Genomic DNA, 26,153 nt, shown 5'->3' on the forward strand with positions numbered 1-26,153 from the left:
CCCGCCGCCCGGCAAACCAATTTCCCGCCACTTGTGCGCCGGAAAAGTCGCAAACGCCCAAGTGGCGGCTGCTCCCGGAATTGACAATTATTTCGCACAGGTATCCGCTGCTCCGGTCTGGAGGGATCGCGCCATGACGGCGGGCACGGCGGAAGGCAACGCCTATAACGGCCTTCGAATGGCGGAGGTGACGCTTCCGTCCCGCGCCTATTGGAGCGACGCCGAATACCAGCGCGATCTCGACGCGATCTGGTATCGAAACTGGATCATGGCCTGCCGTGTGGCCGATCTAGACCAACCGCTAGCCTATCGCGTCTTCAAACTCGGCACGCAGGAAATCCTGATCATTCGCGACGAGACCGGCGTGCTGCGCGCTTTCCACAACACATGTCGCCATCGCGGCTCGCAGCTTTGCAGTGAAAGCGAAGGCAGGCTGAAAGCCCGACTGCTGACCTGCCCGTATCATGCATGGTCCTATTCGCTGCGCGGCGAGCTCGTGCGCGTACCGTCGAAATCGCTGCCCGAAGGTTTCGACAAGGCCGATTACCCGCTCTATCCGGTGGCGCTGTCGGTCTGGCGCGGTTTCGTCTTCGTGAACCTGGCGGAAAATGCGCAAGGCTCGGCTGCAGATGTCTTCGACAGCGGCTCGGCCGACCTGAGCAACTGGCCGCTGGAAAACCTCGTCACCGGGCATGCCTTTCGCAAGGTTATGAACTGCAACTGGAAAATTTTTTGGGAAAACTTCAACGAATGCCTGCATTGCCCGGGCGTCCATAAATCCCTGTCGCACCTCGTGCCGATCTATGGTCGCGGCCTGATGGCGCGGCATGACGATCCGGAATGGGCGCTTCATGCCGACAATGATGCGCCCGAATATTCGGGCGGCCTGCGCGCCGGCGCCGAGACGTGGTCTGAGGACGGGTGCGTTCATGGCCCGGTCTTTCCCGGCCTGACAGAGGCCGAGCGTGCCACCGGCCAGACCTATGCTTCACACCTGCCGTCGATGTTCATCGTCGGCCATGTCGATTACGTCCGCACCGTGCGGCTGGTTCCGCTTGGGCCGGAGCAAACGGAGCTTGTTGCCAAATGGCTCTTCCTGCCGGAAGCGCTCACCGCAAGTGGTACCGACCTCGAAAACATCGTCAAGTTCGGCATCCAGGTGCTGGAGGAGGACGCGGCCATCTGCGAGATCAACCAGAAGGGCCTGCATTCGCTTCGTCACGAGACCGGCGTCCTGATGCCGGAGGAATATGAGCTTCAGCGCTTCCACCAATGGGTGCGCGTCCAGCACGCACATATGCTCACATCGACTTCGGCAGATAGCGCCAGGTGATGAAGCCGCAGATGGCCGTGAAAGCGCCGAGCGTGACGAACACCGCGCCGAGCCCGAAGAAGGCAAGTACCACCGAATAGACCAGCGGCGGCAACAGCTCCGAAAGGTCGAGATAGGTGCGATAGACAGCTGTCATTTGCGGCCGCTCATGGATGCGCACCGCGCGCATGAAGGCCGTGGAGCCGAGCGCATCGAGCGCCACCGCAAACAGCGCGCCGAAAAGCAGGAAGACGCCAGTGACAAGCGGCAATCGCTCGCCGTCAAGTCCGGCCAGCAACAGTGCCGCGCTCATGCCGACGAAGGCAAACGCCATGATGTTTCGCGCGCCGAAGCGCCGGCCGGCCTTGCCCCAATAGATGGCGGCAAACAGAAGGGCGTTTCCTGCCGAAACCAGAAGGCCACCGGCCAGTTCGCCCTGCCCCGTCACCACCATCAGGATCGGGCCGTAGACGAAGAACGTCGTCCAGAAGCAGGAGCGCCCGAAGGCGATCACCCAGGCCAGCCGCAGCCGTGGCTGGGCGACGAAGCGGCCGATATTCCTGAGCGGATTGGCCGGCCGCGTCTTGCCGGGACGGATCATGGCGTTGTCGCCGAGGCGGAAGTACCAGAAGGTGATCAGCAGCGCGATCGCAAAGGCGACCACCACGCCATGCGTCACGAAGATGCCGTAGCGGGTGTAGAGGAACACGCCCAGCGTCGGACCGCCTGTCCAGGCGATCATCGATGTGGCCATGCGCAGCGATTCGGCCTGCATGATGTCGGTCTTGCGGATATGGTCCATGATGTAGAGGTTGAGCGTGATCGCCAGCGCGCTCGCCCCCATGACGCGGGCCAGCATCCCGAACATCTGCCCCGGCAGCGAATGCGTCATGAACAGCAGCGAACCGACGGCAAGCAGCGCAACGCCGGTTGTGTAGATCCAGCGCCGCGAGAAGCGGTCGATCAACATCGGCATGAACAGCGTTGCCGAAAGGCCGATGAAGGCAACGAGTGTGTAGAGCAGAGAGACGGTCTGCTTGTTCTGCAGGAGTTCGTAGGCCTGGATCGGAACGACGCTGGCGATCGAGGCGCGCGCAAAAGATTCCAGCGCATAGAGCGTGGCAAATGTGCGCGCGCCCGCCGGCTTTACGGCGGGAAGCCAGATCGGATGCCTTACCTGCGTGACCATTCCTGCCCCGGATCATTTGCCGGCAGATTTGCAGGCCCGATCACACCGCCGATAGCAGGAAACCGACCTGCCATCGTCGCAAAAGCCGGCTGGATATCGTCTTTCCGGCTGTGGCCTAAGACTCGGCTGCGCATTGAAATCGCAAGTAGGCCGCGTTCCTTCGCGCCCCTCTGGCCTGCCGGCCATCTCCCCCGCAAGTGGGGAGATTAGCAGCTTCACTTGTGCGCCCTACCTGCAACGCTGAAGATTGTCGAAAGAGGACATGACGGCTGATCTCCCCACCCGCGGGGGAGATGGCCGGCAGGCCAGAGGGGGGCAACGTAGGGCGAAACCCGAGGCGAGCTACACCCGGTCCCACTCCGGCGAGAACCCGAAATCGCAAAGACGCGAATTGCGGCCGGTGAGAGCAGAGATCGCCACCATCTCTTCGGTCGACAGGGCAAAGTCGAAGATGGCGATGTTTTCCGATAGCCGCGCGATTTTCGTCGTGCGCGGAATGGCGACCACGCCTTCCTGCTGCACGTGCCAGCGCAGCACGATCTGGCCCGGCGTCTTGCCGTGACGGGCGGCAGCATCGCGGATCGCGTTTTCCGAAAACAGGTCGCCACCGCGATAGAGCGGGCAATAGGAAACCAGCGCCATACCGTTGTCGCGGCACAGGCGATAGACCTTCCGCTGGTCGAGATAGGGGTGGTTCTCGACCTGATTGGCAACCAGCGGTTCCTCCGACAGCGCAATCGCCTGCGAAAGCAGTGCTGTCGGGAAATTCGAGACACCGATATGGCGCGCAAGGCCGCTGCGCTTCACAGCGTTCAGCGCCTTGATAGAGCCCGCCAGCGGAATTTTCGGGTTCGGCCAGTGGATCAGCAGCAGGTCGACCTGATCGAGGCCGAGATGCTTCAGGCTGGCCTCGGTCGAGCGCTCCAGATCTCCCGGCGCGATGTCCGTCCACCACACCTTCGTCGTCACGAAAACATCGTCGCGCGCAACGTCCGAAGCACGAAGGCCGACGCCGACATCCTTCTCGTTGCCGTAAGCGGCTGCCGTGTCGATGTGGCGATAGCCGACCGACAGCGCGCGCAGCACGAGCTCGGCACAGTCGTCGCCTGAAAGCGTCCATGTTCCGAGACCGAGCGCGGGAATTTGCGCGCCATTGGCGTTTACGCTGTGCATGGCATTCTCCAATTCCATTCTTTCGTCGTTATGATCCGTGCTAACGGTTGAACGATAATCAAACGAACCGCAACATCACGCATGCTTCCAGACTCAGAACCACTTCAGCAACCAAAATCACGCCGTATAGATGCGCTCGACCTGGCGCGCGGCCTCGCCCTGATCGCCATGGCGATCTACCACTTCACCTGGGATCTCGGATTCTTCGGCTACACCGAGCCCGGCCTGACGGCCTTTGGCGGCTGGAAGCTGTTTGCGCGCTGCATCGCCTCGAGCTTCCTGTTCCTCGTCGGCGTCAGCCTTTTCCTGGCGCATGGCAAGGGCATTCGCTGGAAAGGGTTCTGGCGCCGCTTCGCCATGGTGGCGGGCGCGGCTGCCGCCATCTCCGTCATCACCTACTTTGCCGTGCCGGACGACCTGATTTTCTTCGGCATATTGCACCAGATCGCGCTGGCAAGCCTGCTTGGACTTCTGTTCCTGCGGCTGCCGACGCTGCTCACTTTGGTCGTGGCGGTAGCGGTGATCGCCGCACCGAACTTCCTGCGAACCCCCTTCTTCGATCATCCGGCGTGGTGGTGGGTCGGCCTGTCGTCCGTCAATCCGCGCTCGAACGACTACGTCCCGCTGTTTCCGTGGTTCGGCGCGGTCCTGCTCGGCATCGTCGCGGCCAGGCTCGCCACATCCTCCGGGCTGTTTGCGCGATTGGCAGGAATTTCTCTCGGATCGTGGTCGAAGCCGCTGACCTTCGCCGGCCGGCACAGCCTCGCCTTCTACCTCATCCACCAGCCGGTGCTGATCGCCTGCATCTGGCTGTTTTCACAGGTCATGCCGGCTGACATTCCCACCAAGGAGGTGCAGTTCCGCACCTCCTGCGAACGAACCTGCCAGGAGACGCGCGACGCCGAATTCTGCACGCGCTATTGCGCCTGCATGCTCGATACGCTGGAAAAGGACACACTGGACGCGCTCTTCGCCGGAAAACAGACGCAGGAACTGCGCGACAAGGTGAATGACAGCGCCGGCTACTGCACGGCAGAGACCGAAAACGCGAGCCCTTAGAGCAGTTCAGCTTCAACAGAACGCCGAACTGCTCTAAGTATTTGTTTTTACGCAATTCCGGCCGGAAAACCGTTACACACTTTTCCTGGAATTGCTCTAGGGAGGAGGAACGCAATGACGGACATCCACACGGCGCCGAACCGCATACCATGGCCGCCGATCATCTATCTCGTGGCCATCGCCATCAGCATCGCGCTGGGTTTGCTCTATCCGCTGCCGTGGCTGCCGTCCGGCATACTCCCCGACATATTGTTCGCGCTCGGATGGCTTGCCGTCGCCGGCACGATTGCTCTCTACATTTCGGCCATGCGTGCATTGAAGCAGGGCAACACGACGATCAAGCCTCACAAGGGCGCAGATCACCTTGTGACGGGTGGTGCCTTCTCTTTCACCCGCAACCCGATCTATCTCGGCAACACGCTGCTGATGATCGGCGTTGGCCTGATAACCGGCATCGTCTGGTTTTTCCTGCTGGCGCTGGTGGCTGCCTTCACCACCCAGAAACTCGCCATAGAGCGCGAGGAAAAGCACCTGATGGCGCGCTTCGGCAAGAAGTACCGCGATTATGCCAAGCGCATCCGGCGCTGGATTTGAAGGAACGGTAGGTAGAGGCTTCGACTCGCCTTTAAGTCGTCACACCCAATTCGACCAGGCGCTCCACGCATGCTTCCTCGGCATGGTCGAGTTCGGCAAGCGTCTCTTCGAGGTCGCGGCGTTTCTGACGCAGGTCCTCGCGCTTTTCCTCGATTCGCTTGATCATCAGGTTGAGCTGGCCGACTTCGCCGGGCGGCTCCTTGTACATCTGGATGATTTCGCGGATTTCGTTGATTGAGAACCCAAGCCGCTTTCCCCGCATGATCTGCTTGACCAGATGGCGGTCGGTCGGGCGGAACAGGCGCGTACGCCCACGCCGGACGGGCTGGATAAGCCCTTCATCCTCGTAGAACCGCAAGGTGCGCGTCGAAATATCGAACTCGCGGGTCAGTTCGGTGATCGAATAATATTCCCGCATGGCAGTTCCATTCTCGCCAGAGCATCGGCCCGAAAAAGTGGATAGCGGTTTTCGAAGAAATCCGATGCTCCACAAGCGCGACTCCAAGCTGGAATCTTGGCACGGCATTTACGTAAAAGTCAATCGATCACGGGGGCGTGATCGAAATGATCTTCAGGTCACGCCGAACCACCAGGTCGCCAACCCGAGAAAGGCAAAGAAGCCGACGACATCGGTAACGGTCGTAACGAACACGGCGGAAGCCACGGCCGGATCGGCACCGAAGCGATCCAGCAACAGCGGGATCAGAATTCCGGCAAGGGCTGCCACGAACATGTTGATGACCATGGCCGCGGCAATGATGCCGCCAAGGTTCGGGTCCTGGAACCAGGTGGCGGCTACGATGCCGATGAGGACAGCGAAGATGATGCCGTTGATGAAACCGACGCCCATCTCGCGACGGATGATGCGGCCGGCATTGTAGATATCGAGATCGCGCGTCGCCAATGCACGCACCGTCACGGTCATCGTCTGCGAGCCGGCATTGCCGCCCATCCCCGCCACGATAGGCATCAGCACGGCGAGCGCCACGATGCGCTCGATCGTATGGTCGAACAGGCCGATGACCGACGCTGCCAGAAAAGCCGTGAACAGGTTGACGAGAAGCCAGGGCACGCGCGAGCGCGAAGCGGTGAGCACGCTGTCGGAAAGCTCTTCGTCACCGACACCGCCCATGCGCAGCAGATCTTCCTCGGCTTCCTGCTGGATCACGTCGACGACGTCGTCGATGGTCAGCACGCCGACGAGCCGCTCATTTTCGTCAACGACGGCAGCAGACAGAAGATCGTACTGTTCGAACTCGTGCGCGGCCTCTTCCTGGTCCATGCTGGCCGGAATGGCGTGGCGCGTCTCGTGCATGACGTCTTCGATCTTGACCGAGCGCTTGGAACGCAGGATCTGGTCGAGATCGAGCGCGCCGAGGAGCTTGAAGGTCGGATCGATGACGAATATCTGGCTGAACCTGTCGGGCAGGTTCTTGTCGTCGCGCATATAGTCGATCGTCTGGCCAACGGTCCAGAACGGCGGCACCGCGACGAATTCCGTCTGCATGCGCCGGCCGGCCGATTCTTCCGGATAGTCGAGCGAGCGGCGCAGCCTGATCCGTTCGGTGAACGGCAGTTGCGCCAGAATCTCGTCCTGATCCTCCTGGTCGAGATCTTCCAGAATATAGACGGCATCGTCCGAATCGAGTTCCTGGACGGCCTGGGCAATCTGCGCGTTGGGCAGATTGTCGACGATGTCGAGACGAATCGCTTCGTCGACCTCGGTAAGCGACGAAAAATCGAAATCGCTGCCCATGAGATCGACCAGTGCGCGCCGCTGCTCCGGCAGCAGCGCCTCGAGAAGATCACCAAGTTCGGACTGATGGAGGCTTCCGACATCCTCCTTGAGCGCCAGCGTATCGCGATCGGCAATCGCCGCGCCGACATGGGCAAGGAACGACGCACGGACAACGCCGTCCTCGCCGTAGATATCGGCGTGGTCATGGGGCTGCGCGGTAGCGCCTGACGTGTGTTCGTCCTGGCCTTCCAAACCTGCCCCTTGCTCTGTGATTTCGGGAAATCGTCTATGGCAGGTCTAAAGCAGAACGCGCTGGAATATCAAACGAAATGCGCCCTTCCCTGCCGCAAGACAGAAGGAACCGACAATCTTGGCAATGTCAGGGAGAGAGTGATGGTGCGGTCGAGAAGACTCGAACTTCCACGGGTTGCCCCACAGCGACCTCAACGCTGCGCGTCTACCAATTCCGCCACGACCGCACGTCACGAAGGAGCCGGTCGGAACCGGCCAGCGGCATGTAGCAAATCGTTTCCGGCGAAACAAGTGCACTCAACCGATTATTCGACGCTTGTTTGACACTTCGATGAAAGAGCGGGATTCTGGGCGAATCCGCCCCCTTTCCTGCCCCTGCGTCATGTGGAGAACCGCATCTTTGCCGCCAATGGCGGCTACAAAGGAAACTGGACCTTTTGCCCGCCAGCCGCCATATGATGGTGACCCGCAGCAAGGCCAACCGACCCAGCCATGACGCAACGCAGCCAGATCGAAACTTCGTTCAAAGCCACACCCAATTCGCCGCCCGTCGAATGGCGAATCGAACCCGGCCTGACGGCTTACGAAGACGCCCTCACCTTCATGGAGGCGCGCGCCGCAGCGATTCGCGATGGCTCCGCCGGCGAGATGGTCTGGCTGGTGGAACATCCCCCGCTCTACACGGCCGGCACCAGCGCGCAGGCAAGCGATCTCGTCGAGCCGGACCGCTTTCCGGTCTTCAATGCAGGCCGCGGGGGCGAATACACCTATCACGGCCCTGGCCAGCGCGTGGCCTATGTCATGCTGGACCTGAAGCGCCGGCGCGAAGACGTTCGCGCCTTTGTGGCAGCGCTCGAGGAATGGATCATCGGCACGCTGGATCGCTTCAATGTCCGCGGCGAACGGCGCGAGGATCGCGTCGGCGTCTGGGTGGTGCGACCGGATCGCCCGGCGATGCCGGACGGCTCACCTGCCGAAGACAAGATCGCTGCAATCGGCATCCGTCTCAGACGATGGGTCAGCTTTCATGGCATCGCCATAAATGTCGAGCCGGACCTGAACCATTTCAGCGGTATCGTGCCGTGCGGCGTCTCGGATCACGGCGTGACCAGCCTGGTCGATCTCGGCCTGCCGGTTACGATGGCAGACCTCGACGTAGCACTCAAATCGGCTTTCGAGACGGTATTCGGTCCGGCGGCGATTGCCGCCGAAGGTCTTCGCAAGGCCGGCTGAATTGCGGAATTGCCGGCCGCGGCAGCGCAATCAAAGTGCGCCTATCCACATCGCCATGGAAATAAGAAACGTGCTCATGCAAACCAGTGAGACGACATCCTGAACCAGATCAGTCATAACATTCTCCTGTTTTCTTTATGTTCTTAATTTGTTCCTTTTTCGTTCATAAGTCAATAATCTTTCCTCTCCCGCGATAAGTCACGAGAGCCGGAAAAGTTCCGAGGGTTAACAAAGGGTTACGGCAATTGCCTGCCGACTGGCCGTCAACAGGTTTTCAGAAAGGTATGACCTTGCCGTCCGAAAGCGTCACGCGCCGATCCATGCGCGCGGCCAGTTCGTGGTTGTGGGTGGCAATCAGCGCGGCAAGTCCCGATTGCTTGACCAGCGCCGACAGTGCATCGAAGACATAGCCTGCCGTTACCGGATCGAGATTGCCGGTCGGCTCGTCGGCCATCAGCACGAGCGGCGCGTTGGCGACGGCGCGGGCGATGGCGACGCGCTGCTGTTCACCACCGGAGAGCTCGGACGGCCTGTGGTGGCCGCGCTTGCCGATCTGCATGTAGTCAAGAAGTTGGGCCGCGCGGGCGCTCGCCTCGGCCTTGGGCAGGCCCTTCACCAGCTGCGGCATCATGATGTTTTCGAGCGCCGAGAATTCCGGCAGCAGATGGTGGAACTGATAGACGAAGCCGATGTCATTGCGGCGTATGGCGGTGCGCTCGTCGTCAGAGAGACGGCCGCAGGCACGTCCGCTGAGGATCACGTCACCAGCGTCCGGCCGCTCCAGCAGGCCCGCCGTATGCAGGAGAGTAGACTTGCCCGCACCCGACGGCGCCACCAGCGCGACCATCTCGCCGCGCTTCAGCGAGAAATCCACGCCGTTGAGGATGGTCAGCTTGCGCGAGCCCTGCACATAGTGGCGCTCGACGCCCTTCAATTCGATAATCACGTTGGCTGCCATTGTCATTCGTACCGCAGCGCCTCGACCGGATCGAGCTTGGCCGCTCGCCATGCCGGAAACAGCGTTGCCAGGAAGGACAGCACCAACGCCATCACCACGACCGTCGCCGTCTCGTCAAAATTCATCTTGGCCGGCAGCTTGCTGAGGAAATAGAGCTCCGGATTGAACAGCACCGTGCCGGAAATCCACGAGAAGAACTGGCGGATCGATTCGACGTTGAGGCAGACGACAATGCCAAGAATGACGCCTGCAATCGTGCCCGTGACACCGATCGCCGCCCCTGTCATCAGGAAGATGCGCATGACCGCGCCGCGCGTTGCGCCCATGGTGCGCAATATGGCGATGTCGCGGCCCTTGTCCTTCACCAGCATGATCAGGCCGGAAATGATGTTGAGCGCGGCCACCAGCACTATCAGTGTCAGGATCATGAACATGACGTTGCGCTCGACCTGAAGTGCCGAAAAGAACGTCTCATTGCGCTGGCGCCAGTCGGAAATGAAGACAGGCCGCTGCGCCGCCTCTTCCACCGCCGGTTTCAAGGTGTCGACGGCGTCGGGATTGTCGACGAAGACCTCGATTGTCTGGGCCCGGTTTTCGAGATTGAAATAGAGCTGCGCTTCGGAAAGCGGCATATAGACGATCGACGTGTCATATTCCGACATGCCGACCTCGAAGATCGCGACGATCGGATATGCCTTGGTGCGCGGTGTCGTTCCCATCGGCGTGATGTCGCCGTCGGGAGAGATAAGCGTAATGGAATCGCCGAGCGCCAGCCCCATATTGTCGGCCATGCGCTGGCCGATCGCCACGCCCTCGCTGGTGTCGAAACCGACCAGCGAGCCTTGCTTGATGTTGTTGGCGACCAGCGGAATCTTGCCGAGATCCTCGCCGCGTATGCCGCGCACCAGAGCGCCTGTTCCGGCACCGACCTCACCTTGCGCCAGGACCTGGCCGTCGATCAGCGGGATGGCGTATTTCACCCCGGCAACACCGTTGATGCGGCCGGCGACCGCGGCATAGTCGTCCAGCGGCGTATCGATCGGCTGGACGATGAGATGGCCGTTTATGCCAAGAATGCGGCTGAGCAGTTCGGCGCGGAAGCCGTTCATCACCGCCATGACGACGATGAGCGTCGCGACGCCCAGCATGATGCCGAAGAACGAGATCGAGGCGATGACCGAGATCACCGTCTCCTTGCGGCGCGAGCGCAGGTAGCGCCACGCGACCATGCGTTCGAAGACCGAGAAAGGCCCGGCGCCCGCCGGCTTGGCCGCGACTTTGCTCATCCGGCGATCCCGAAGCGTTTCGTGGCCTCTGCGATCGGCAGCGTCTCACGCTCGCCGGTGCGGCGGTTCTTGATCTCGACCTCGCCGGCGGCAACGCCGCGCGGACCGACAATCAGCTGCCACGGCAGGCCGATCAGGTCGGCGGTGGCGAACTTGCCGCCCGGCCGCTGGTCGGTATCGTCGTAGAGCACGTCCTTGCCCGCCGCCGTGAGAGCCGCATAGAGCTCCTCGGAAACACGGTCGCATTCGGCGTCGCCGACCTTCATGTTGATCAGGCCGATATCGAAGGGCGCGACCGATTCCGGCCAGATGATGCCGGCCTCATCATGCGAAGCCTCGATGATCGCCGCGATCAGGCGGCTCGGGCCGATGCCGTATGAACCCATCGAAACGAAATGGTCCTTGCCATCGGGCCCGGTGACCTTGGCGCCCATCGGTTTCGAATATTTCTCGCCGAAGTGGAAGATGTGGCCAACCTCGATGCCACGCGCCGAAAGCCGCTCACCCTCGCCGATCGCATCCCACGCGGCCTCGTCGTGCATTTCGTCGGTCGCCGCATAGGGCGTCGTCCACTGCTTGACGATGCCGCCGATCTCGCCGTCATTGGTGAAATCGGTGTCCTCGCCGGGCACCGGCAACTCAAGGAAGTCGCGATGGCAATAGACCTGGCTTTCGCCAGTGTCGGCCAGGATGATGAATTCGTGTGAGAGATCGCCGCCGATCGGACCGGTATCGGCGCGCATCGGAATGGCTTTCAGGCCCAGGCGCGTGAAGGTGCGCAGGTAGGAAACGAACATGCGGTTGTAGGCAGCCTTCGCGCCCTCGAAATCGAGGTCGAAGGAATAGGCGTCCTTCATCAGGAATTCTCGGCTACGCATGACGCCGAAGCGCGGGCGCCGCTCGTCGCGGAACTTCCACTGGATGTGGTAGAGGTTCAGCGGCAGGTCCTTGTAGGTCCTGACATAGGACCGGAAAATCTCGGTGACCATTTCCTCGTTGGTCGGACCGAACAGCATGTCGCGCTTGTTGCGGTCCTTGATGCGCAGCATCTCGTCGCCATAGTCGTCATAGCGGCCGCTTTCGCGCCACAGGTCGGCCGACTGGATGGTCGGCATCAGGATTTCCAGCGCCCCGGCGCGGTTCTGTTCTTCGCGGATGATGCGGCAGATCTTGTCGAGAACCAGCTTGCCCAATGGCAGCCAGGAAAAGCTGCCCGCAGCCTGCTGGCGGATCATGCCGGCACGCAGCATCAGCCGGTGCGAGACGATTTCGGCCTCGCGGGGATTCTCTTTAAGGATGGGCAGGAAATAGCGCGATAGCCGCATGTAGAAGTCCATAAAAGAAAGAGAAGCAGATCAATGCCGGAATCGGCACCGACGCAGTGTTGCCTGCCTGCGCTTCATAGCCATTTCATGGCGGAATTGAAACCCGGACCTCCCGCCGCACCCTCGCAAAACCGGCCTGACGGCTTTTCGAGCAAAGACTGCGCGTTTATTGTGCAGTGCAGCACATGTAGTGGGCTATTTACGCAAAATTGTTAGTGACAATTCATCGCAGCTTGGTCTAGTGTGCCTCGATAACTGAGAGGGCGGAGCAAAATCTGCCCTCCTACGCGGTCAAAGTCTTGGGAGGATGCGATCTAGGCGCGATAATACGCAGCCGCCGGTGACGGAAAGCAGATCGGACGCGTTTAATTTGCAAGGCCTTGTGCCTTGCATTTTTTTTGTGCAGTCAACAACTTAGCCGACTTCCTTCAGACCCGTCAGGCGCGAAGGATTGCTGCAGCTTAACTGCCGTTTATCTTAAATACTAGACTGAAATTGTCATATATTCGAGTAATGGCTGGGCCGCCGCAATGGCAGCAACCATCGGACGATGGGGTTAACCCGCCTTCAGGATAGATTCCGGCACCAGGCTCGGAATATCGTCGAATCCAAGGCCCATGACCTTGGTGACGTAATAGAAAATACCGAAGATGATGAGCGAGACGATCGTCGTGCGAATGACGGTCTTCCGCATGTGCGGACGTCCGGGCGCACTTGGCACTGTTCCGAGCGTGACATTATCGCTCTCGTCCTGCGTCTTCACGCCGAAGGGCAAGGTGGCGAAAAGCACCGTCCACCAGATGATGAAGTAAATAGCGGCGACTGAAATCCAGCTCATGGCTTATACCTGCTCCAACTCGACCAGCGTGCCGAGGAAATCCTTGGGATGCAGAAAGAGCACCGGCTTGCCATGCGCGCCGATCTTGGGATTGCCATCGCCCAACACGCGCGCACCGGCAGCTTTCAGGCGGTCACGCGCGGCGAGGATGTCATCGACCTCGTAGCAGATGTGATGCATGCCGCCAGACGGGTTCTTTTCCAGGAAGGCGGCGATCGGCGACCCCTGCCCCAGCGGCTCCAGCAATTCGATCTTGGTGTTGCCGGTGTTGATGAACACGACCGTCACGCCATGCTCCGGCAGCGCCTGAGGCTCGGTCAGCGTCGCACCCAGCGTGTCACGATAAACGGCACTTGCAGCGGCGAGATCCGGCACCGCGATGGCGACATGGTTCAAACGTCCCAGCATTGGGTGCTCCGATCAGTAGGGGAATAGGGGAGTAAGGCAGTAGGGGAATAGGGCATTTGTTCTTTTCCTACTCCCCTATTCCCGTACTCCCCTACTCCCTTAATTCCTCACCTCGTGACGAACACCGTCACCAGCGGTTTCTTGCCCCAGGCTTCGTTGGCGGCCGAGCGAACGGCGCGGCGCACCGCTTCCTGGACAAGGTCGAGGTCTTTTCGGCGCTGACGGGGTATGGAGTCGACCGCGCCGATTGCCGCATCCAGCATCAGGTCTTCGATGTCTTCGCCCCGCTGGTCGGTTCGGGCCACGCCGATCGCGACGATATCGGGATCGCCGGAGAGTTCGTACTTGTCGTCGAGCACGACATTGACGGCGACGTGACCGGCAAAGGACAGTTTGCGACGATCACGAATACCGACCGTCTCGTCGTCGCCGATCAGCTTGCCGTCCTTGTAAACGCGGCCGAACGGCACCTGGTCGATGATTTCGGCAGCACCGGGCGCGAGCCTCAGCATGTCGCCGTCGCGCACCTGCGCGACTTCCGGCACGCCGCAGGCAGAGGCGAGCGAACCATGCGCCACGAGGTGCGCTGCTTCGCCATGGACCGGCACGGCAATGCGCGGACGCGTCCACTCATACATGCGGCGCAATTCGCTGCGCCGCGGATGGCCCGACACATGCACCAGCGCGTCGCTATCCTCGATGATCTTCATGCCCTGGTCGATGAGCTGGTTCTTGATCTCGAGAATGGCCTTTTCGTTGCCCGGAATGGTGCGCGAGGAAAAGATGACGATGTCGCCCGGCGATAGCGCCACGGTCTTCATCTCGTCGCGCGCCAGCTTGGCAAGGGCTGCGCGCGATTCGCCCTGGCTGCCGGTGCAGATGACGACGAGGTTTTCGCGCGGAATGTAGCCGTAATCTTCCTCGGAGACGAATTCCGGCAGGCCGTCCATATAGCCAAGCTCCGAGGCGACATCGACGACGCGCTTCAGCGAACGACCAAGCAGCAGAACCTGTCGGCCGGTGTCCCGCGCGGCCTCGGCGATGGAACGGATGCGGCCGACATTGGACGAGAAGGTGGTGACCGCGACACGCCCCGGCGCCTGCTCGATAACGCCGCGAATGCCCTCGCCCACAGCCTGCTCGGACGGCGAGTCGCCCTCGCGCAGCGCGTTGGTGGAATCGCAGATCAGCGCCAGCACGCCCTTGTCGCCGAGCGCACGGAACCGCGCCTCGTCGGTCTTTGGGCCGATCTCCGGAGCGGGATCAATCTTCCAGTCGCCGGTGTGGATGACAGTGCCGAGCGGCGTGGTGATCGCCAGCGAGACCGGCTCGGGAATGGAGTGGCTGACCGGGATGGCCTCGACCGTGAACGGTCCGACAGTGAAAGTCTCGCCGGCTCGGTAGATCGTCACCGGCACCTTCGGCGCGCCGCTTTCGGATTGCCGCTTGGCTTCCAGCAGGCCGGCAGAAAACGGCGTCATCCAGACAGGCGCCTTCAGGCGCGGCCAGAGATCGAGCAGCGCGCCGTAGTGATCTTCATGCGCGTGCGTGATGACGATGCCGCGCAGGTTATGCAACTCGCCTTCGATGAAACGCGTGTCGGGCAGCACCAGATCGACGCCGGGAAGAGTCGCATCCGGGAATGTCACGCCGACATCGACGATGAGCCACTCGCGCTTGTCGACAGGCCCGAAGCCATAAAGCGCGAAGTTCATGCCGATCTCGCCCACGCCGCCCAGCGGCGCGAATACGAGTTCGGCTTCTCGCGATTTCGCCATTCTCTTTCCTCTCAGGCCGTTCAGGCCGCGCCGGCCGACGCAACCGCACCGAAATGCACATCGCCGGCAGCAATTTTCTGGATCGCGCCGCTGTCGTCGCGAATGACGAAGCGGCAGTCCTCGTCGATGGTTTCGAATACACCACGCACCACGTTGCCGTCGACCCGCACCGCAACCTGCCCGCCGAGGCCGGCGGCACGCGAAAGCCAGCGCTGGCGTATCTGATCCAGTCCGCGCCCCTCGTTCCACAGCCGCATATTGTCGCTCCAGGCGTCCGACAGGGCCAGGAACAAGGTCTCCGCATCGCAGGTCGCACCCAGCGCCTTCAACGATGTCGCGGGATAGGGAACGTCTTGCGGGTAAGCGACGACATTGACGCCGATGCCGATGGCAAGGGCGGCGCGCTCATTGTCGAGCATGGAGGACTCAAGCAGGATGCCGGAGAGCTTGGCGCCATCGGCCAGCACGTCGTTAGGCCATTTCAATTCGAAACGGTTGCTGCACTCGCCGCTGGCGCCATCAGGCGCGATGGCAATGCGCGCATTCGGCACGACGGCATTCAGTGCATCAGCAAGGGCCAGGCCGGCAACGAAGCCAAGTGTAGCTGCCGTCTTCAGGTCGCGCCCGACGATCAACAGCAGCGTCGCGGCGAGATTGCCCTCGGGCGTTACCCAGACGCGACCGCGACGGCCCCGTCCGCTTTCCTGTCGCTTGGAGACGATCCAGAGCTTGCCCTGGTCCCCTTCCCGCGCTCGCTCCAAGGCGATGATGTTGGTCGAGCTGACAGTGTCGTGCGCTTCGAGGCGAAAGCCTTCGGCTGCTGCGGTCGGAGCGAGCTGGAACCCCATGCCGTCAGAAGAACGTCTTGGCTGCGGCTTCCGCCACGCGCCCGACAGGCCCGCCGAAGAAGACGTAGAACAGGACGAACGCGCCGGAAGCGCCGAGCACCAGCCGCAACTCGCCGGCCATCGGCAGGAAGCCGCCGACCGGCTCATCGAACCACATGATCTTGATGATGCGCAGATAGTAATATGCGCCCACCACGGAGGCCAGCACGCCGATGATCGCGAGCGCATAGAGGTTGGCGTTGATGGCGGCGAGGAACACGTACCACTTGGCCCAGAAGCCCGCGAGCGGCGGAATGCCGGCCAGCGAGAACATCAGTATGGTCAGGATGGTCGCCATCATCGGGTTGGTCGTGGACAGGCCGGCGAGATCGCTGATCTGCTCTACATTGCCATCCTTGCGGCGCATGGCGAGGATGAAGGCGAAGGTGCCAAGCGTCATCACCAGATAGATCAGCATATAGATGGCAACGCCGCGCACGCCGGTCTCGGTGTTGGCGGCAAGGCCGACCAGCGCGAACCCGACATGGCCGATCGACGAATAGGCCATCAGCCGCTTGATGTTCTTCTGGCCGATGGCGGCAAACGAACCCAGCACCATCGAAGCGATGGAGATGAAAACAACGATCTGCTGCCAGTCGGCGGCGATCGGCTCGAAAGCGGTCATGGTGATGCGCACCATCAGCGCCATCGCCGCCATCTTCGGCGCAGACGCAAAGAAGGCCGTCACCGGCGTCGGCGCGCCCTCATAGACGTCCGGCGTCCACATATGGAATGGCACGGCGGAAATCTTGAAGGCAACGCCGGCAAGCACGAACACCAGGCCGAAGACCAGGCCAAGCTGGCGGTCGGCGCCCGACAGTGTTGCGGCGATCGCGTCGAAGCCGGTGTGGCCGGTGTAGCCGTAGACCAGCGAGATGCCGTAGAGCAGCATGCCCGACGACAGCGCGCCGAGGACGAAATACTTCAGGCCGGCTTCGGTCGAGCGCACGCTGTCGCGGTTGATCGCAGCGACGACATAAAGCGCCAGCGACTGCAATTCGAGACCGAGATAGAGCGTGATCATGTCGTTGGCCGAGATCATCAGCATCATGCCGACGGTCGAGAGCAGGATCAGTACCGGATATTCGAACTTGTCGAATTTCTCAGCCTTGGCAAAGCCGACCGACATGACCAGCGTCACGGCAGAGCCGATCAGCATCAAGACCTTCATGAATACCGCGAACGGGTCGCTGACGAAGACATTGCCGAACGCCTTGCCCGTACCGCCGAACAGCAGCATCCACGCGCCCGCGCCGATCAGGATCGCAACGGCGAGCCCGGTCACCGTGCTGTTGGCCCGCTCGCCCGAATAGACGCCGATCATAAGCAGCACCAGCGCGCCGCCAGCGATGATCAGTTCCGGCAGGGCCAGCGAGAGGCTCGAGTATAGTTCCGGCGTCATGTGCCCGTCCCTGTCAGTTCGCAGCCGCGGTTTTCGCGGCGTCGAGCGATACGGTAATGTTGTTGACCAGCGCCTGTACCGAGGCAGCGGTCGCGTCGAGGACCGGAGCCGGGTAGACGCCGAAGAAGATGGTGAGCACGACCAGCGGATAGATGATCACCTTTTCGCGCGTCGAAAGGTCGAGCAGGCTCTTGAGGCTTTCCTTCGACAGCGCGCCGAAGATCACCTTGCGGTAGAGCCACAGCGCATAGCCTGCCGACAGGATCACGCCCAACGCGGCAAACAGCGCCACCCAGGTGTTGGCCTTGTAGGCGCCCAGCAGCGTCAGGAATTCGCCGACGAAGCCGCTGGTGCCCGGCAGGCCGACATTGGCCATGGTGAAGATAAGGAACACCACCGCATATTTCGGCATGTTGTTGACGAGGCCGCCATAGGCCGCGATCTCGCGGGTGTGCATGCGGTCATAGACGACGCCGACGCAAAGGAAGAGCGCGCCCGAAACGAGACCGTGCGACAGCATCTGGAAGATCGAACCCTGGATGCCTTCCTGGTTGAGCGCAAAGATGCCCATGGTCACGTAGCCCATGTGGGCGACCGACGAATAGGCGATCAGCTTCTTCATGTCCTCCTGCATCAACGCCACCAGCGAGGTGTAGATGATGGCGATGACGGAAAGCGCGAAGACCAGCGGCTGGAAATAGAGCGACGCCTCCGGGAACATCGGCAGCGAGAAGCGCAGGAAGCCGTAACCGCCCATCTTCAGAAGAATACCGGCCAGAATGACCGAGCCCGCCGTCGGCGCCTCGACATGCGCGTCGGGCAACCATGTGTGCACCGGCCACATCGGCATCTTCACCGCGAAGGAGGCGAAGAAGGCCAGCCATAGCCATGTCTGCATATGAGCAGGGAAGTTGTGCGTCAGCAGCGTTGGGATATCGGTCGTGCCGGCCTGCCAGAACATCGCCATGATGGCGAGCAGCATCAGCACCGAACCGAGCAGCGTGTAGAGGAAGAACTTGAAGCTGGCATAGACGCGGCGCTTGCCGCCCCACACGCCGATGATGATGAACATCGGGATCAGGCCGGCTTCGAAGAACACGTAGAACAACACGATATCCAGCGCGCAGAACACGCCGATCATCAGCGTTTCCAGGATCAGGAACGCGATCATGTATTCCTTGACGCGATGCTCGATCGAACGCCAGCTCGCCAGGATACAGAGCGGCATCAGGAACGTCGTCAGGATGACGAACAGCATCGAAATGCCATCGACGCCCATGTGGTAGGAAATGCCCGAATCCAGCCATGCCGACTTCTCGACCATCTGGAAACCCGGATTGGCATTGTCGAAGCCGGCCCAGATGAAGATCGAAAGCAGGAAGGTGAACACCGTCGTCAAAAGCGCGACGTTGCGGATATTGCGCCGCGCGCCTTCGTTGTCATCCCGGATCAGCAGGATCAGGAATGCGCCGACCAGCGGCAGGAACGTGACCGTAGAAAGAATTGGCCAATCGGTCATCAGAAAGTGCTCCCGAGCATCATCCAGGTGACGAGGGCGGCGACGCCGATCAGCATGACGAATGCGTAGTGATAGAGATATCCGGTCTGAAGCTTGACGACGCGGTTGGTGACGTCGACCACGCGGGCCGAGATGCCGTCAGGGCCGAGACCGTCGATGACTGCACCGTCGCCCGTCTTCCATAGGAAGGTGCCGAGCCGCTTGGCCGGGCGCACGAACAGGAAGTCGTAAAGCTCGTCGAAATACCACTTGTTCAGCAGGAACGCATAGAGGCCGCGATGCTGGCTGGCGAGGTACTTCGGCGTCTCCGGCGAGCGGATGTAGAACTGATAGGCGACGCCGAAGCCGAGGATCATGGCTGCGAAAGGCGCCAGCTTTACCCACACCGGCACGCCATGGAAGTCATGCAGGATGTGGTTTTCCGGCAGGATGTAGAGTGCGGCCTTCCAGAACTCGGAATAGCCCTCGCCGATGAAGGCGTCGTGGAAGATGACGCCGGCAAAGAGCGCGCCGACAGCGAGTATGAACAGCGGCACCAGCATGACCGGCGGCGATTCATGAACGTGATGCATGACATCGGCGGTAGCGCGCGGCTTGCCGTGGAAGGTCATGAAGATCAGGCGCCATGAATAGAAGCTGGTGAACACGGCAGCGATGACCAGGGCGATGAAGGCAAAGCCGGCAGCCGGGTTATGGCCGACGAAGGAACCTTCGATGATCGCGTCCTTGGAGAAGAAGCCGGCCGTGCCGATGATCGTCGCCGGGATGCCGACGCCGGTCAGCGCCAGCGTGCCGATGACCATCATCCAGTAAGTGGTCGGGATCAGCTTGCGCAGGCCACCCATCTTGCGCATGTCCTGCTCGTCGGAAACGGCATGGATGACCGAGCCCGAGCCGAGGAACAGCAGCGCCTTGAAGAAGGCATGCGTGAACAGGTGGAAGATCGCCGCCGAGTAGAAGCCCATGCCGAGCGCGACGAACATGTAGCCGAGCTGCGAGCAGGTCGAATAGGCGATGACCCGCTTGATGTCATTCTGCACCAGGCCGACGGTCGCCGCGAAGAAGGCAGTCAGCGCGCCGATGAAGGTCACAACGGTGAGTGCGGTGTGCGACAGCTCGAAGATCGGCGACAGGCGCGCCAGCATGAAGACGCCGGCGGTGACCATGGTCGCGGCATGGATGAGCGCCGACACAGGGGTCGGGCCTTCCATCGCGTCCGGCAGCCAGGTGTGCAGCGGCACCTGCGCCGACTTGCCCATGGCGCCCATGAACAGCAGCAGGCAGATGACGGTGAGCGCCGCACCGCGATCAAGCTCGTAGCCGAGGAAGTTGAACACGGCAGCGGTCGCCTCATGCGCGCCTTCAACCGGCGCATAGGAAGCGGCCGTTGCGAAGATCGCATCGAAGCTGACCGAGCCGAACAGCACGAACACGCCGAAGATGCCGAGGATGAAGCCAAAGTCGCCGACGCGGTTGACGACGAAGGCCTTGATGGCAGCGGCGTTGGCCGACGGCTTCTTGTACCAGAAGCCGATCAGCAGATAGGAGGCAAGGCCCACCCCTTCCCAGCCGAAGAACATCTGCACGAGATTGTCCGCCGTAACCAGCATCAGCATGGCGAAGGTGAACAGTGACAGATAGGCAAAGAAGCGCGGCCGATGCGGGTCGTGATGCATGTAGCCGATCGAATAGATATGAACGAGCGCCGAAACGGTGTTGACGACGACGAGCATGACCACCGTCAGCGTGTCGATGCGCAGCGCCCAATCGGCCTGCAGCGAGCCTGAGTCGATGAAGCGCAGCACCGGCACGGTGAACACTTCGCTCTCGCCGAAGCCGACCTGAAAGAACGCGACCCACGACAGAATGGCCGCGATCACCAGGAAGCCCGAGGTGATGTACTCGGATGCCTTTGCGCCCAGCGACGTGCCGAAAAGGCCGACGATCAGGAAGCCCAGAAGCGGAAGGAAGACGATTGCCTGGTACATGGTTGTGTCCCGTCAACCCTTCATCATGTTGACGTCTTCGACCGCGATCGAACCGCGGTTGCGGAAGAAGACGACGAGAATAGCAAGGCCGATGGCCGCTTCGGCGGCGGCGACCGTCAGCACGAACAGTGCGAAGACCTGGCCGACCATGTCGCCGAGCGCTGCCGAAAAGGCCACGAAATTGATGTTGACCGCGAGCAGGATGAGCTCGATCGACATCAGGATGACGATGACGTTCTTGCGGTTCAGGAAGATGCCGAACACGCCCAGCGTGAACAGGATCGCCGAAAGGGTCAGATAGTGTGCGATGCCGACTTCCATCGTCAGATTCCCTTGCCCGTCTCGACTTTTTTGATTTCCATTCCGGTCTCAGGCGTGCGGGCGACCTGCGCCGAAATGCTCTGGCGCTTGACGCCTTCCTTGTGCCGCAGTGTCAGCACGATCGCACCGATCATGGCGACCAGCAGGATCAGGCCGGCCACCTGGAAGTAGAAAATGTAATCCGTGTAGAGGATGTCGCCGAGCGCAGCCGTATTGGTGCGCGTCGCGATATCGGGCGTCGGCTTGGCGACCGCGGTCGCAAGCTGCGGCGCAAAGGCATAACCGCCGGTGACGACGATAAGCTCTGCTGCAAGGATCAACCCTACCAGCGCGCCGATCGGCGCATATTGCAGCGCGCCCGACTTAAGCTCGGCAAAGTCGACGTCCAGCATCATGACAACGAACAGGAACAGAACCGCCACCGCGCCGACATAGACGACGAGCAGGATCATCGCCAGGAATTCGGCGCCCGTCAGCAGGAACAGACCTGCCGCGTTGAAGAACGTCAGGATCAGATAGAGAACCGAATGCACAGGATTGCGCGCGGAGATGACCATGAAGGCCGACGCCACGGCAATAAAGGCAAAGAGGTAGAAAAAGGCCGCCTCTAGTCCATTCAGCATTGGGTTCCCCCAGTTTCCTTCTCGAGCCCCGGCATTGCACCAGGCTCGCTTCGGTTCGCCACCGCCTCCGGTCGGCAAAACCGCGTGTTCCTTAGACGAGCAATCCCGGCTCGTCCATGATTCTCGTCTCAGCGGTAGGGCGCATCCAAAGAGATGTTGCGCGCGAGCTCGCGCTCCCACCTGTCGCCATTCGCCAGAAGCTTGTCCTTGTCGTAGTAGAGCTCCTCGCGCGTTTCCGTCGCGAATTCGAAATTCGGTCCCTCGACGATCGCATCCACTGGGCATGCTTCCTGGCAGAAGCCGCAATAGATGCACTTCACCATGTCGATGTCGTAACGCACCGTGCGGCGCGTGCCGTCGTTGCGGCGTGGGCCGGCCTCGATGGTGATGGCCTGCGCCGGGCAGATCGCCTCGCACAGCTTGCACGCGATGCAGCGTTCCTCGCCGTTCGGATAGCGGCGCAGCGCATGCTCGCCACGGAAGCGCGGGCTGACCGGACCCTTTTCATGCGGGTAGTTCAGCGTCGGCTTGGGCGAAAAGAACATCCGCATCGACAGGAAGAAGGCGCCGACGAACTCCTTGAGGAGCAGCGATTTGGCCGCCTGGGCTAGAGCTGACATCGTCAATCTCCGATTACGTATGGGGCTACGAAGTAGCCGATGATAGGCAGGAGCACGAATTGGCTCAGGCCGGTAATGTTAAGCACGCGCTTGGTCTCGGGCAGGTCGACGCGGCCGGCCAGCATGCGCAGCAGCAGGAAATCCACTGCTGCGATCACCAGCCCGACCAGTATGCCGATCACGCCCGCGCTCATCACGCCAGTCCCGTGATCTTCAGGAACGCAGCGGTTGCCACGACCATGAACAGCGAGATCGGCAGGAACACCTTCCAGCCAAGGCGCATCAGCTGGTCGTAGCGGTAGCGTGGCACAAAGGCCTTCACCATGGCGAACATGAAGAAGACGAAGCAGACCTTCAGCACGAACCAGATGACGCCCGGCACCCAGGTGAACGGCGCGAAATCGAACGGCGGCAGCCAGCCACCCAGGAACAGGATGGTGGTGAGCGCGCACATCAAGACGATCGCGACATACTCGCCGAGGAAGAACAGCAGGAACGGCGTCGACGAGTATTCGATCATGTGGCCGGCGACGAGTTCGGACTCCGCTTCCACCAGATCGAAAGGCGGCCGGTTCGTCTCGGCCAGCGCCGAGATGAAGAAGATGACGAACATCGGGAACAGCGCCAGCCAGTGCCAGTCGAGGAAGGTGTTGGGCAGGCCGAGCATTGTGCCGACACCGTCGCGCTGCGACAGCACGATGTCGGTGAGGTTCAGAGAGCCGACGCACAGCAGCACCGTGACGATGACGAAACCGATCGAGACTTCGTAAGACACCATCTGCGCCGCCGAGCGCAGCGCGCCGAGGAACGGGTATTTCGAGTTCGAGGCCCAGCCACCCATGATGACGCCATAAACCTCGAGCGAGGAGATGGCGAAGACATAGAGGATGCCGACATTGATGTTGGCGACAGCCCAGCCCTCATTGACCGGGATGACCGCCCATGCGGCCAGCGCCAGGACGGCTGACACCAGCGGCGCCAGCAGGAACACGCCCTTGTTGGCGCCCGACGGAATGACCGGCTCCTTGAAGACGAACTTGAACAGATCGGCGAAGGACTGCAGTAGGCCGAACGGTCCAACGACGTTGGGCCCGCGGCGCAGCTGGACGGCAGCCCAGATCTTGCGATCAGCGTACAGGATGTAGGCGACGAAGATCAGCAGCACGACGATCAGCACCACCGACTTCAGCAGCATGATCAGTCCGGGCAGGACATATATCGAGAAGAAAGTTTCCATGTTCGTCCTACTCGGCTGCCTGCTTGAAGCCGCCCTTCGCCAAAGCCGAACACTCGGCCATGACGGCGGAAGCCCGCGCGATCGGGTTGGTCAGGTAGAAATCCGCAACCGGCGACACGAAAGCCGCCTTGCCGATCTTGCCGCCGAGCTTCGCCACATTGGCAATATCAGCTGCGTTGCCGGCGGCGATCTCGTCGATCTCGGCCAGATGCGGATGCGCTTCATAGAGCTTGGCGCGAAGCTGCGGCAGTGAATCGAACGGCAGCTTGTGGCCGAGCACGTCCGAAAGCGCGCGCAGGATCGCCCAGTCTTCCTTGGCGTCGCCCGGCGCGAAACCGGCGCGGTTGGTCTGCTGGACGCGGCCCTCGGTGTTCACATAGGTGCCGGACTTTTCCGTATAGGCAGCACCCGGCAGGATGACATCGGCGCGGTGCGCTCCTGTATCGCCATGGGTGCCGATATAGACGACGAAGGCATCGCCGGCAGCCTTCAGGTCGAGCTCGTCGGCGCCGAGCAGGAACAGCACATCCGTGCCGCCCAGCATCTGCGCGACGTTCTTGCCGCCCTCGCCCGGCACGAAGCCGACATCGAGTGCGCCGACGCGCGCAGCAGCCGTATGCAGCACGGCAAAGCCGTTCCACTCGTCGCTGACCGCTTCGACAGAGCCGGCTAACTTGGCCGCAAGGCCGAGCACTGCCGCACCGTCTTCGCGCGCCAGAGCGCCCTGCCCGACGATGATCAGAGCACGCGTGGCCTTCTTCAGAACGGAGAAGAATTTGCCCTTGCCGTCCGCAAGCTCCTTGAGCGATTCCGGACCGGCGCCGAGCGTCTCATAGTCGTAGCGCAAGTCGCCCACATCGCCGATGACGCCGACCGGCAGGTTGCCAATGCGCCAGCGCTTGCGAATGCGGGCATTGAGCACCGAAGCTTCGAAGCGCGGGTTGGCGCCGATGATAAGCACGGCGTCGGCCTGCTCGATGCCTTCGATGGTCGGGTTGAAGATGTAGCTGGCGCGGCCGAGCGCCGGATCGAGCGCTGCACCATCCTGCCGGCTGTCGATATTGGCCGAGCCGAGCGAGGCCATGAGCTGCTTCAGTGCATAGATTTCCTCGACGGCTGCGAGGTCGCCGGCGATCGCGCCGATCCTCTCGCCGGAGGTCTTCGATACCGCGCCCTTGATGGCTGCAAAGGCTTCCGCCCAGCTTGCCGGCTGGAGCTTGCCGTCGCGGCGCACATAGGGCCGGTCGAGGCGCTGCGTGCGCAGTCCGTCCCAGATGAAGCGGGTCTTGTCGGAGATCCACTCCTCGTTCACCTGCTCGTTGATGCGCGGCATAACGCGCATCACTTCGCGACCGCGCGAATCCACGCGGATTGCCGAGCCGACGGCGTCCATGACGTCGATGGATTCGGTCTTGGTCAGCTCCCAAGGACGGGCCTGGAAGGCGTAGGGCTTGGACGTCAGCGCGCCGACCGGGCAAAGATCGATGACATTGCCCTGCAGCTCGGAGGTCATTGCCTCTTCGAGATAGGTGGTGATTTCGGCATCCTCGCCGCGGCCGATCAGGCCGAGTTCCGAAATGCCCGCGACTTCCGTGGTGAAACGGACGCAGCGCGTGCAATGAATGCAGCGGTTCATGATCGTCTTGACGAGCGGGCCGATATATTTGTCTTCGACGGCGCGCTTGTTTTCCTTGTAGCGCGACGAGTCGACGCCGAACGCCATGGCCTGGTCCTGCAGGTCGCATTCGCCGCCCTGATCGCAGATCGGGCAATCGAGCGGATGGTTGATCAGCAGGAACTCCATCACGCCTTCACGGGCCTTCTTGACCATCGGCGTGTTGGTGAAGATTTCGGGCGTCTCGCCATTCGGGCCGGGGCGCAGGTCGCGCACGCCCATGGCGCAGGATGCCGCCGGCTTGGGCGGTCCGCCCTTCACCTCGATAAGGCACATGCGGCAGTTGCCGGCGATCGAAAGACGCTCGTGGAAGCAGAAGCGCGGCACTTCCGCACCCGCCTCTTCCGCCGCCTGCAAGAGCGTGTAGTGATCGGGAACTTCGATCTCTGTGCCGTCGACCTTGAGTTTAGCCATCACTTGCCCCCGGCGGCCTGCGCCGCTTCGTAGTCTTTCAGAAGTTGATCGACGGCGATGCCGTTGATCGTCATCCCGGCGATATTCGCTTTCTCGATCTTCACATTCGTCAGGTCGATGTCGGAGAAATACGCGTTCGACATGCTGGCATCGACAATGCGCGAATTGCACAACAGCACGTCGACGAATGCCGTATTCGACAAATTCGTGTTGTGGAACTGCGTGTTGGACAGGTTCGTGTTATCGAAACGCGAGTTTGCCACCGTGGCGTCACGCACGTCGAGAACATCGCGTTTGTCGTGTATCTCCATCGCCATAGTCTCG

Annotated in this window: 25 protein-coding genes and 1 tRNA gene; 4 read left to right on the forward strand and 22 right to left on the reverse strand. The window is 61.5% G+C overall.

Annotated elements, in window-relative coordinates:
- Positions 1-133 precede the first annotated feature (133 nt).
- Complete coding sequence (locus G6N74_RS07135; RefSeq protein ID WP_165115826.1) at positions 134-1,333, forward strand: aromatic ring-hydroxylating oxygenase subunit alpha; 1,200 nt, start codon at positions 134-136, stop codon at positions 1,331-1,333.
- Here the strand turns inward: G6N74_RS07135 and G6N74_RS07140 are convergent.
- Together G6N74_RS07140 and G6N74_RS07145 are read right to left on the reverse strand one after the other, a co-directional pair.
- Positions 1,302-2,501, reverse strand: coding sequence for an MFS transporter (locus tag G6N74_RS07140; RefSeq protein ID WP_165115828.1), 1,200 nt, complete (start codon positions 2,499-2,501; stop codon positions 1,302-1,304). The two genes, G6N74_RS07135 and G6N74_RS07140, sit on opposite strands and share 32 nt — an antisense overlap.
- A gap of 342 nt (positions 2,502-2,843) precedes the next feature.
- A complete protein-coding gene (locus tag G6N74_RS07145) occupies positions 2,844-3,674 on the reverse strand; it encodes an aldo/keto reductase (RefSeq protein ID WP_165115830.1) in 831 nt (276 codons plus the stop codon).
- A gap of 81 nt (positions 3,675-3,755) precedes the next feature.
- Here G6N74_RS07145 and G6N74_RS07150 point away from each other — a divergent pair, with 81 nt between their 5' ends.
- Together G6N74_RS07150 and G6N74_RS07155 are read left to right on the forward strand one after the other, a co-directional pair.
- Positions 3,756-4,733, forward strand: a complete 978-nt coding sequence (locus G6N74_RS07150; protein WP_165115832.1) for a heparan-alpha-glucosaminide N-acetyltransferase — start codon at positions 3,756-3,758, stop codon at positions 4,731-4,733.
- 114 nt (positions 4,734-4,847) lie between these two features.
- Entirely contained in the window at positions 4,848-5,327 is a 480-nt protein-coding gene (locus G6N74_RS07155; RefSeq protein ID WP_165115834.1) for a methyltransferase family protein, read from the forward strand.
- 31 nt (positions 5,328-5,358) lie between these two features.
- Here G6N74_RS07155 and G6N74_RS07160 read toward each other — a convergent pair whose 3' ends face one another.
- The 3 genes from G6N74_RS07160 to G6N74_RS07170 form a co-directional block, all read right to left on the reverse strand.
- Positions 5,359-5,745 (reverse strand): MerR family transcriptional regulator, encoded by a 387-nt coding sequence (locus G6N74_RS07160; RefSeq protein ID WP_165115836.1) that lies wholly within the window; start codon positions 5,743-5,745, stop codon positions 5,359-5,361.
- Positions 5,746-5,898: 153 nt separating this feature from the next.
- Entirely contained in the window at positions 5,899-7,317 is a 1,419-nt protein-coding gene (mgtE, locus tag G6N74_RS07165; protein WP_165115838.1) for a magnesium transporter, read from the reverse strand.
- Positions 7,318-7,459: 142 nt separating this feature from the next.
- Positions 7,460-7,544: transfer RNA gene (locus G6N74_RS07170), tRNA-Leu, on the reverse strand.
- Positions 7,545-7,809: 265 nt separating this feature from the next.
- Here G6N74_RS07170 and lipB point away from each other — a divergent pair.
- Positions 7,810-8,550 carry a lipoyl(octanoyl) transferase LipB gene (gene lipB / locus G6N74_RS07175; RefSeq protein WP_165115840.1) on the forward strand — a complete coding sequence of 247 codons (741 nt, stop codon included), beginning with the start codon at positions 7,810-7,812 and terminating at the stop codon, positions 8,548-8,550.
- A gap of 274 nt (positions 8,551-8,824) precedes the next feature.
- Here the strand turns inward: lipB and G6N74_RS07180 are convergent, their stop codons facing one another.
- The 17 genes from G6N74_RS07180 to G6N74_RS07260 form a co-directional block, all read right to left on the reverse strand.
- On the reverse strand, positions 8,825-9,508 hold the full coding sequence (locus G6N74_RS07180; RefSeq protein ID WP_165115842.1) for an ABC transporter ATP-binding protein: 684 nt from the start codon (positions 9,506-9,508) through the stop codon (positions 8,825-8,827).
- 2 nt (positions 9,509-9,510) lie between these two features.
- The gene (locus tag G6N74_RS07185; RefSeq protein ID WP_165115844.1) at positions 9,511-10,794 is read right to left on the reverse strand and encodes a lipoprotein-releasing ABC transporter permease subunit; all 1,284 of its coding nucleotides are present in this window, start codon (positions 10,792-10,794) and stop codon (positions 9,511-9,513) included.
- Positions 10,791-12,119 carry a proline--tRNA ligase gene (gene proS, locus G6N74_RS07190; protein ID WP_165115846.1) on the reverse strand — a complete coding sequence of 443 codons (1,329 nt, stop codon included), beginning with the start codon at positions 12,117-12,119 and terminating at the stop codon, positions 10,791-10,793. Before proS ends, G6N74_RS07185 begins: the two co-directional genes overlap by 4 nt.
- 556 nt (positions 12,120-12,675) lie before the next feature.
- Positions 12,676-12,957, reverse strand: a complete 282-nt coding sequence (locus tag G6N74_RS07195; protein ID WP_165115847.1) for a DUF1467 family protein — start codon at positions 12,955-12,957, stop codon at positions 12,676-12,678.
- A 3-nt stretch (positions 12,958-12,960) separates the two neighbouring features.
- Complete coding sequence (gene mce, locus G6N74_RS07200) at positions 12,961-13,365, reverse strand: methylmalonyl-CoA epimerase (RefSeq protein WP_165115849.1); 405 nt, start codon at positions 13,363-13,365, stop codon at positions 12,961-12,963.
- A gap of 107 nt (positions 13,366-13,472) precedes the next feature.
- A complete protein-coding gene (locus G6N74_RS07205; RefSeq protein ID WP_165115851.1) occupies positions 13,473-15,143 on the reverse strand; it encodes a ribonuclease J in 1,671 nt (556 codons plus the stop codon).
- A gap of 20 nt (positions 15,144-15,163) precedes the next feature.
- Positions 15,164-15,991 (reverse strand): biotin--[acetyl-CoA-carboxylase] ligase, encoded by an 828-nt coding sequence (locus tag G6N74_RS07210; protein WP_165115853.1) that lies wholly within the window; start codon positions 15,989-15,991, stop codon positions 15,164-15,166.
- A 4-nt stretch (positions 15,992-15,995) separates the two neighbouring features.
- Positions 15,996-17,432 carry an NADH-quinone oxidoreductase subunit NuoN gene (gene nuoN, locus G6N74_RS07215; RefSeq protein WP_165115855.1) on the reverse strand — a complete coding sequence of 479 codons (1,437 nt, stop codon included), beginning with the start codon at positions 17,430-17,432 and terminating at the stop codon, positions 15,996-15,998.
- Positions 17,433-17,445: 13 nt separating this feature from the next.
- Positions 17,446-18,951 (reverse strand): NADH-quinone oxidoreductase subunit M, encoded by a 1,506-nt coding sequence (locus tag G6N74_RS07220; RefSeq protein ID WP_165115857.1) that lies wholly within the window; start codon positions 18,949-18,951, stop codon positions 17,446-17,448.
- Positions 18,951-20,939: an NADH-quinone oxidoreductase subunit L gene (nuoL, locus tag G6N74_RS07225; protein WP_165115859.1), complete on the reverse strand. Its 1,989-nt coding sequence runs from the start codon at positions 20,937-20,939 to the stop codon at positions 18,951-18,953. Before nuoL ends, G6N74_RS07220 begins: the two co-directional genes overlap by 1 nt.
- 12 nt (positions 20,940-20,951) lie before the next feature.
- Positions 20,952-21,260, reverse strand: coding sequence for an NADH-quinone oxidoreductase subunit NuoK (gene nuoK, locus G6N74_RS07230; RefSeq protein ID WP_091914936.1), 309 nt, complete (start codon positions 21,258-21,260; stop codon positions 20,952-20,954).
- 2 nt (positions 21,261-21,262) lie between these two features.
- Positions 21,263-21,883, reverse strand: coding sequence for an NADH-quinone oxidoreductase subunit J (locus G6N74_RS07235; protein WP_091914934.1), 621 nt, complete (start codon positions 21,881-21,883; stop codon positions 21,263-21,265).
- 128 nt (positions 21,884-22,011) lie between these two features.
- Positions 22,012-22,503: an NADH-quinone oxidoreductase subunit NuoI gene (gene nuoI / locus G6N74_RS07240; RefSeq protein ID WP_091914932.1), complete on the reverse strand. Its 492-nt coding sequence runs from the start codon at positions 22,501-22,503 to the stop codon at positions 22,012-22,014.
- A gap of 2 nt (positions 22,504-22,505) precedes the next feature.
- Complete coding sequence (locus tag G6N74_RS07245; RefSeq protein WP_165115861.1) at positions 22,506-22,697, reverse strand: hypothetical protein; 192 nt, start codon at positions 22,695-22,697, stop codon at positions 22,506-22,508.
- Positions 22,697-23,740 carry an NADH-quinone oxidoreductase subunit NuoH gene (gene nuoH, locus G6N74_RS07250; RefSeq protein WP_165115862.1) on the reverse strand — a complete coding sequence of 348 codons (1,044 nt, stop codon included), beginning with the start codon at positions 23,738-23,740 and terminating at the stop codon, positions 22,697-22,699. The genes G6N74_RS07245 and nuoH overlap by 1 nt, the downstream gene beginning before the upstream one ends.
- 7 nt (positions 23,741-23,747) lie before the next feature.
- Positions 23,748-25,829 carry an NADH-quinone oxidoreductase subunit NuoG gene (gene nuoG / locus G6N74_RS07255; protein WP_165115864.1) on the reverse strand — a complete coding sequence of 694 codons (2,082 nt, stop codon included), beginning with the start codon at positions 25,827-25,829 and terminating at the stop codon, positions 23,748-23,750.
- Positions 25,829-26,140, reverse strand: coding sequence for a pentapeptide repeat-containing protein (locus tag G6N74_RS07260; RefSeq protein WP_165115866.1), 312 nt, complete (start codon positions 26,138-26,140; stop codon positions 25,829-25,831). The genes nuoG and G6N74_RS07260 overlap by 1 nt, the downstream gene beginning before the upstream one ends.
- Positions 26,141-26,153: the final 13 nt, after the last annotated feature.

Origin of the sequence: Mesorhizobium zhangyense, assembly GCF_011045115.1 — a bacterium.
Lineage (GTDB): Bacteria > Pseudomonadota > Alphaproteobacteria > Rhizobiales > Rhizobiaceae > Mesorhizobium_M > Mesorhizobium_M zhangyense.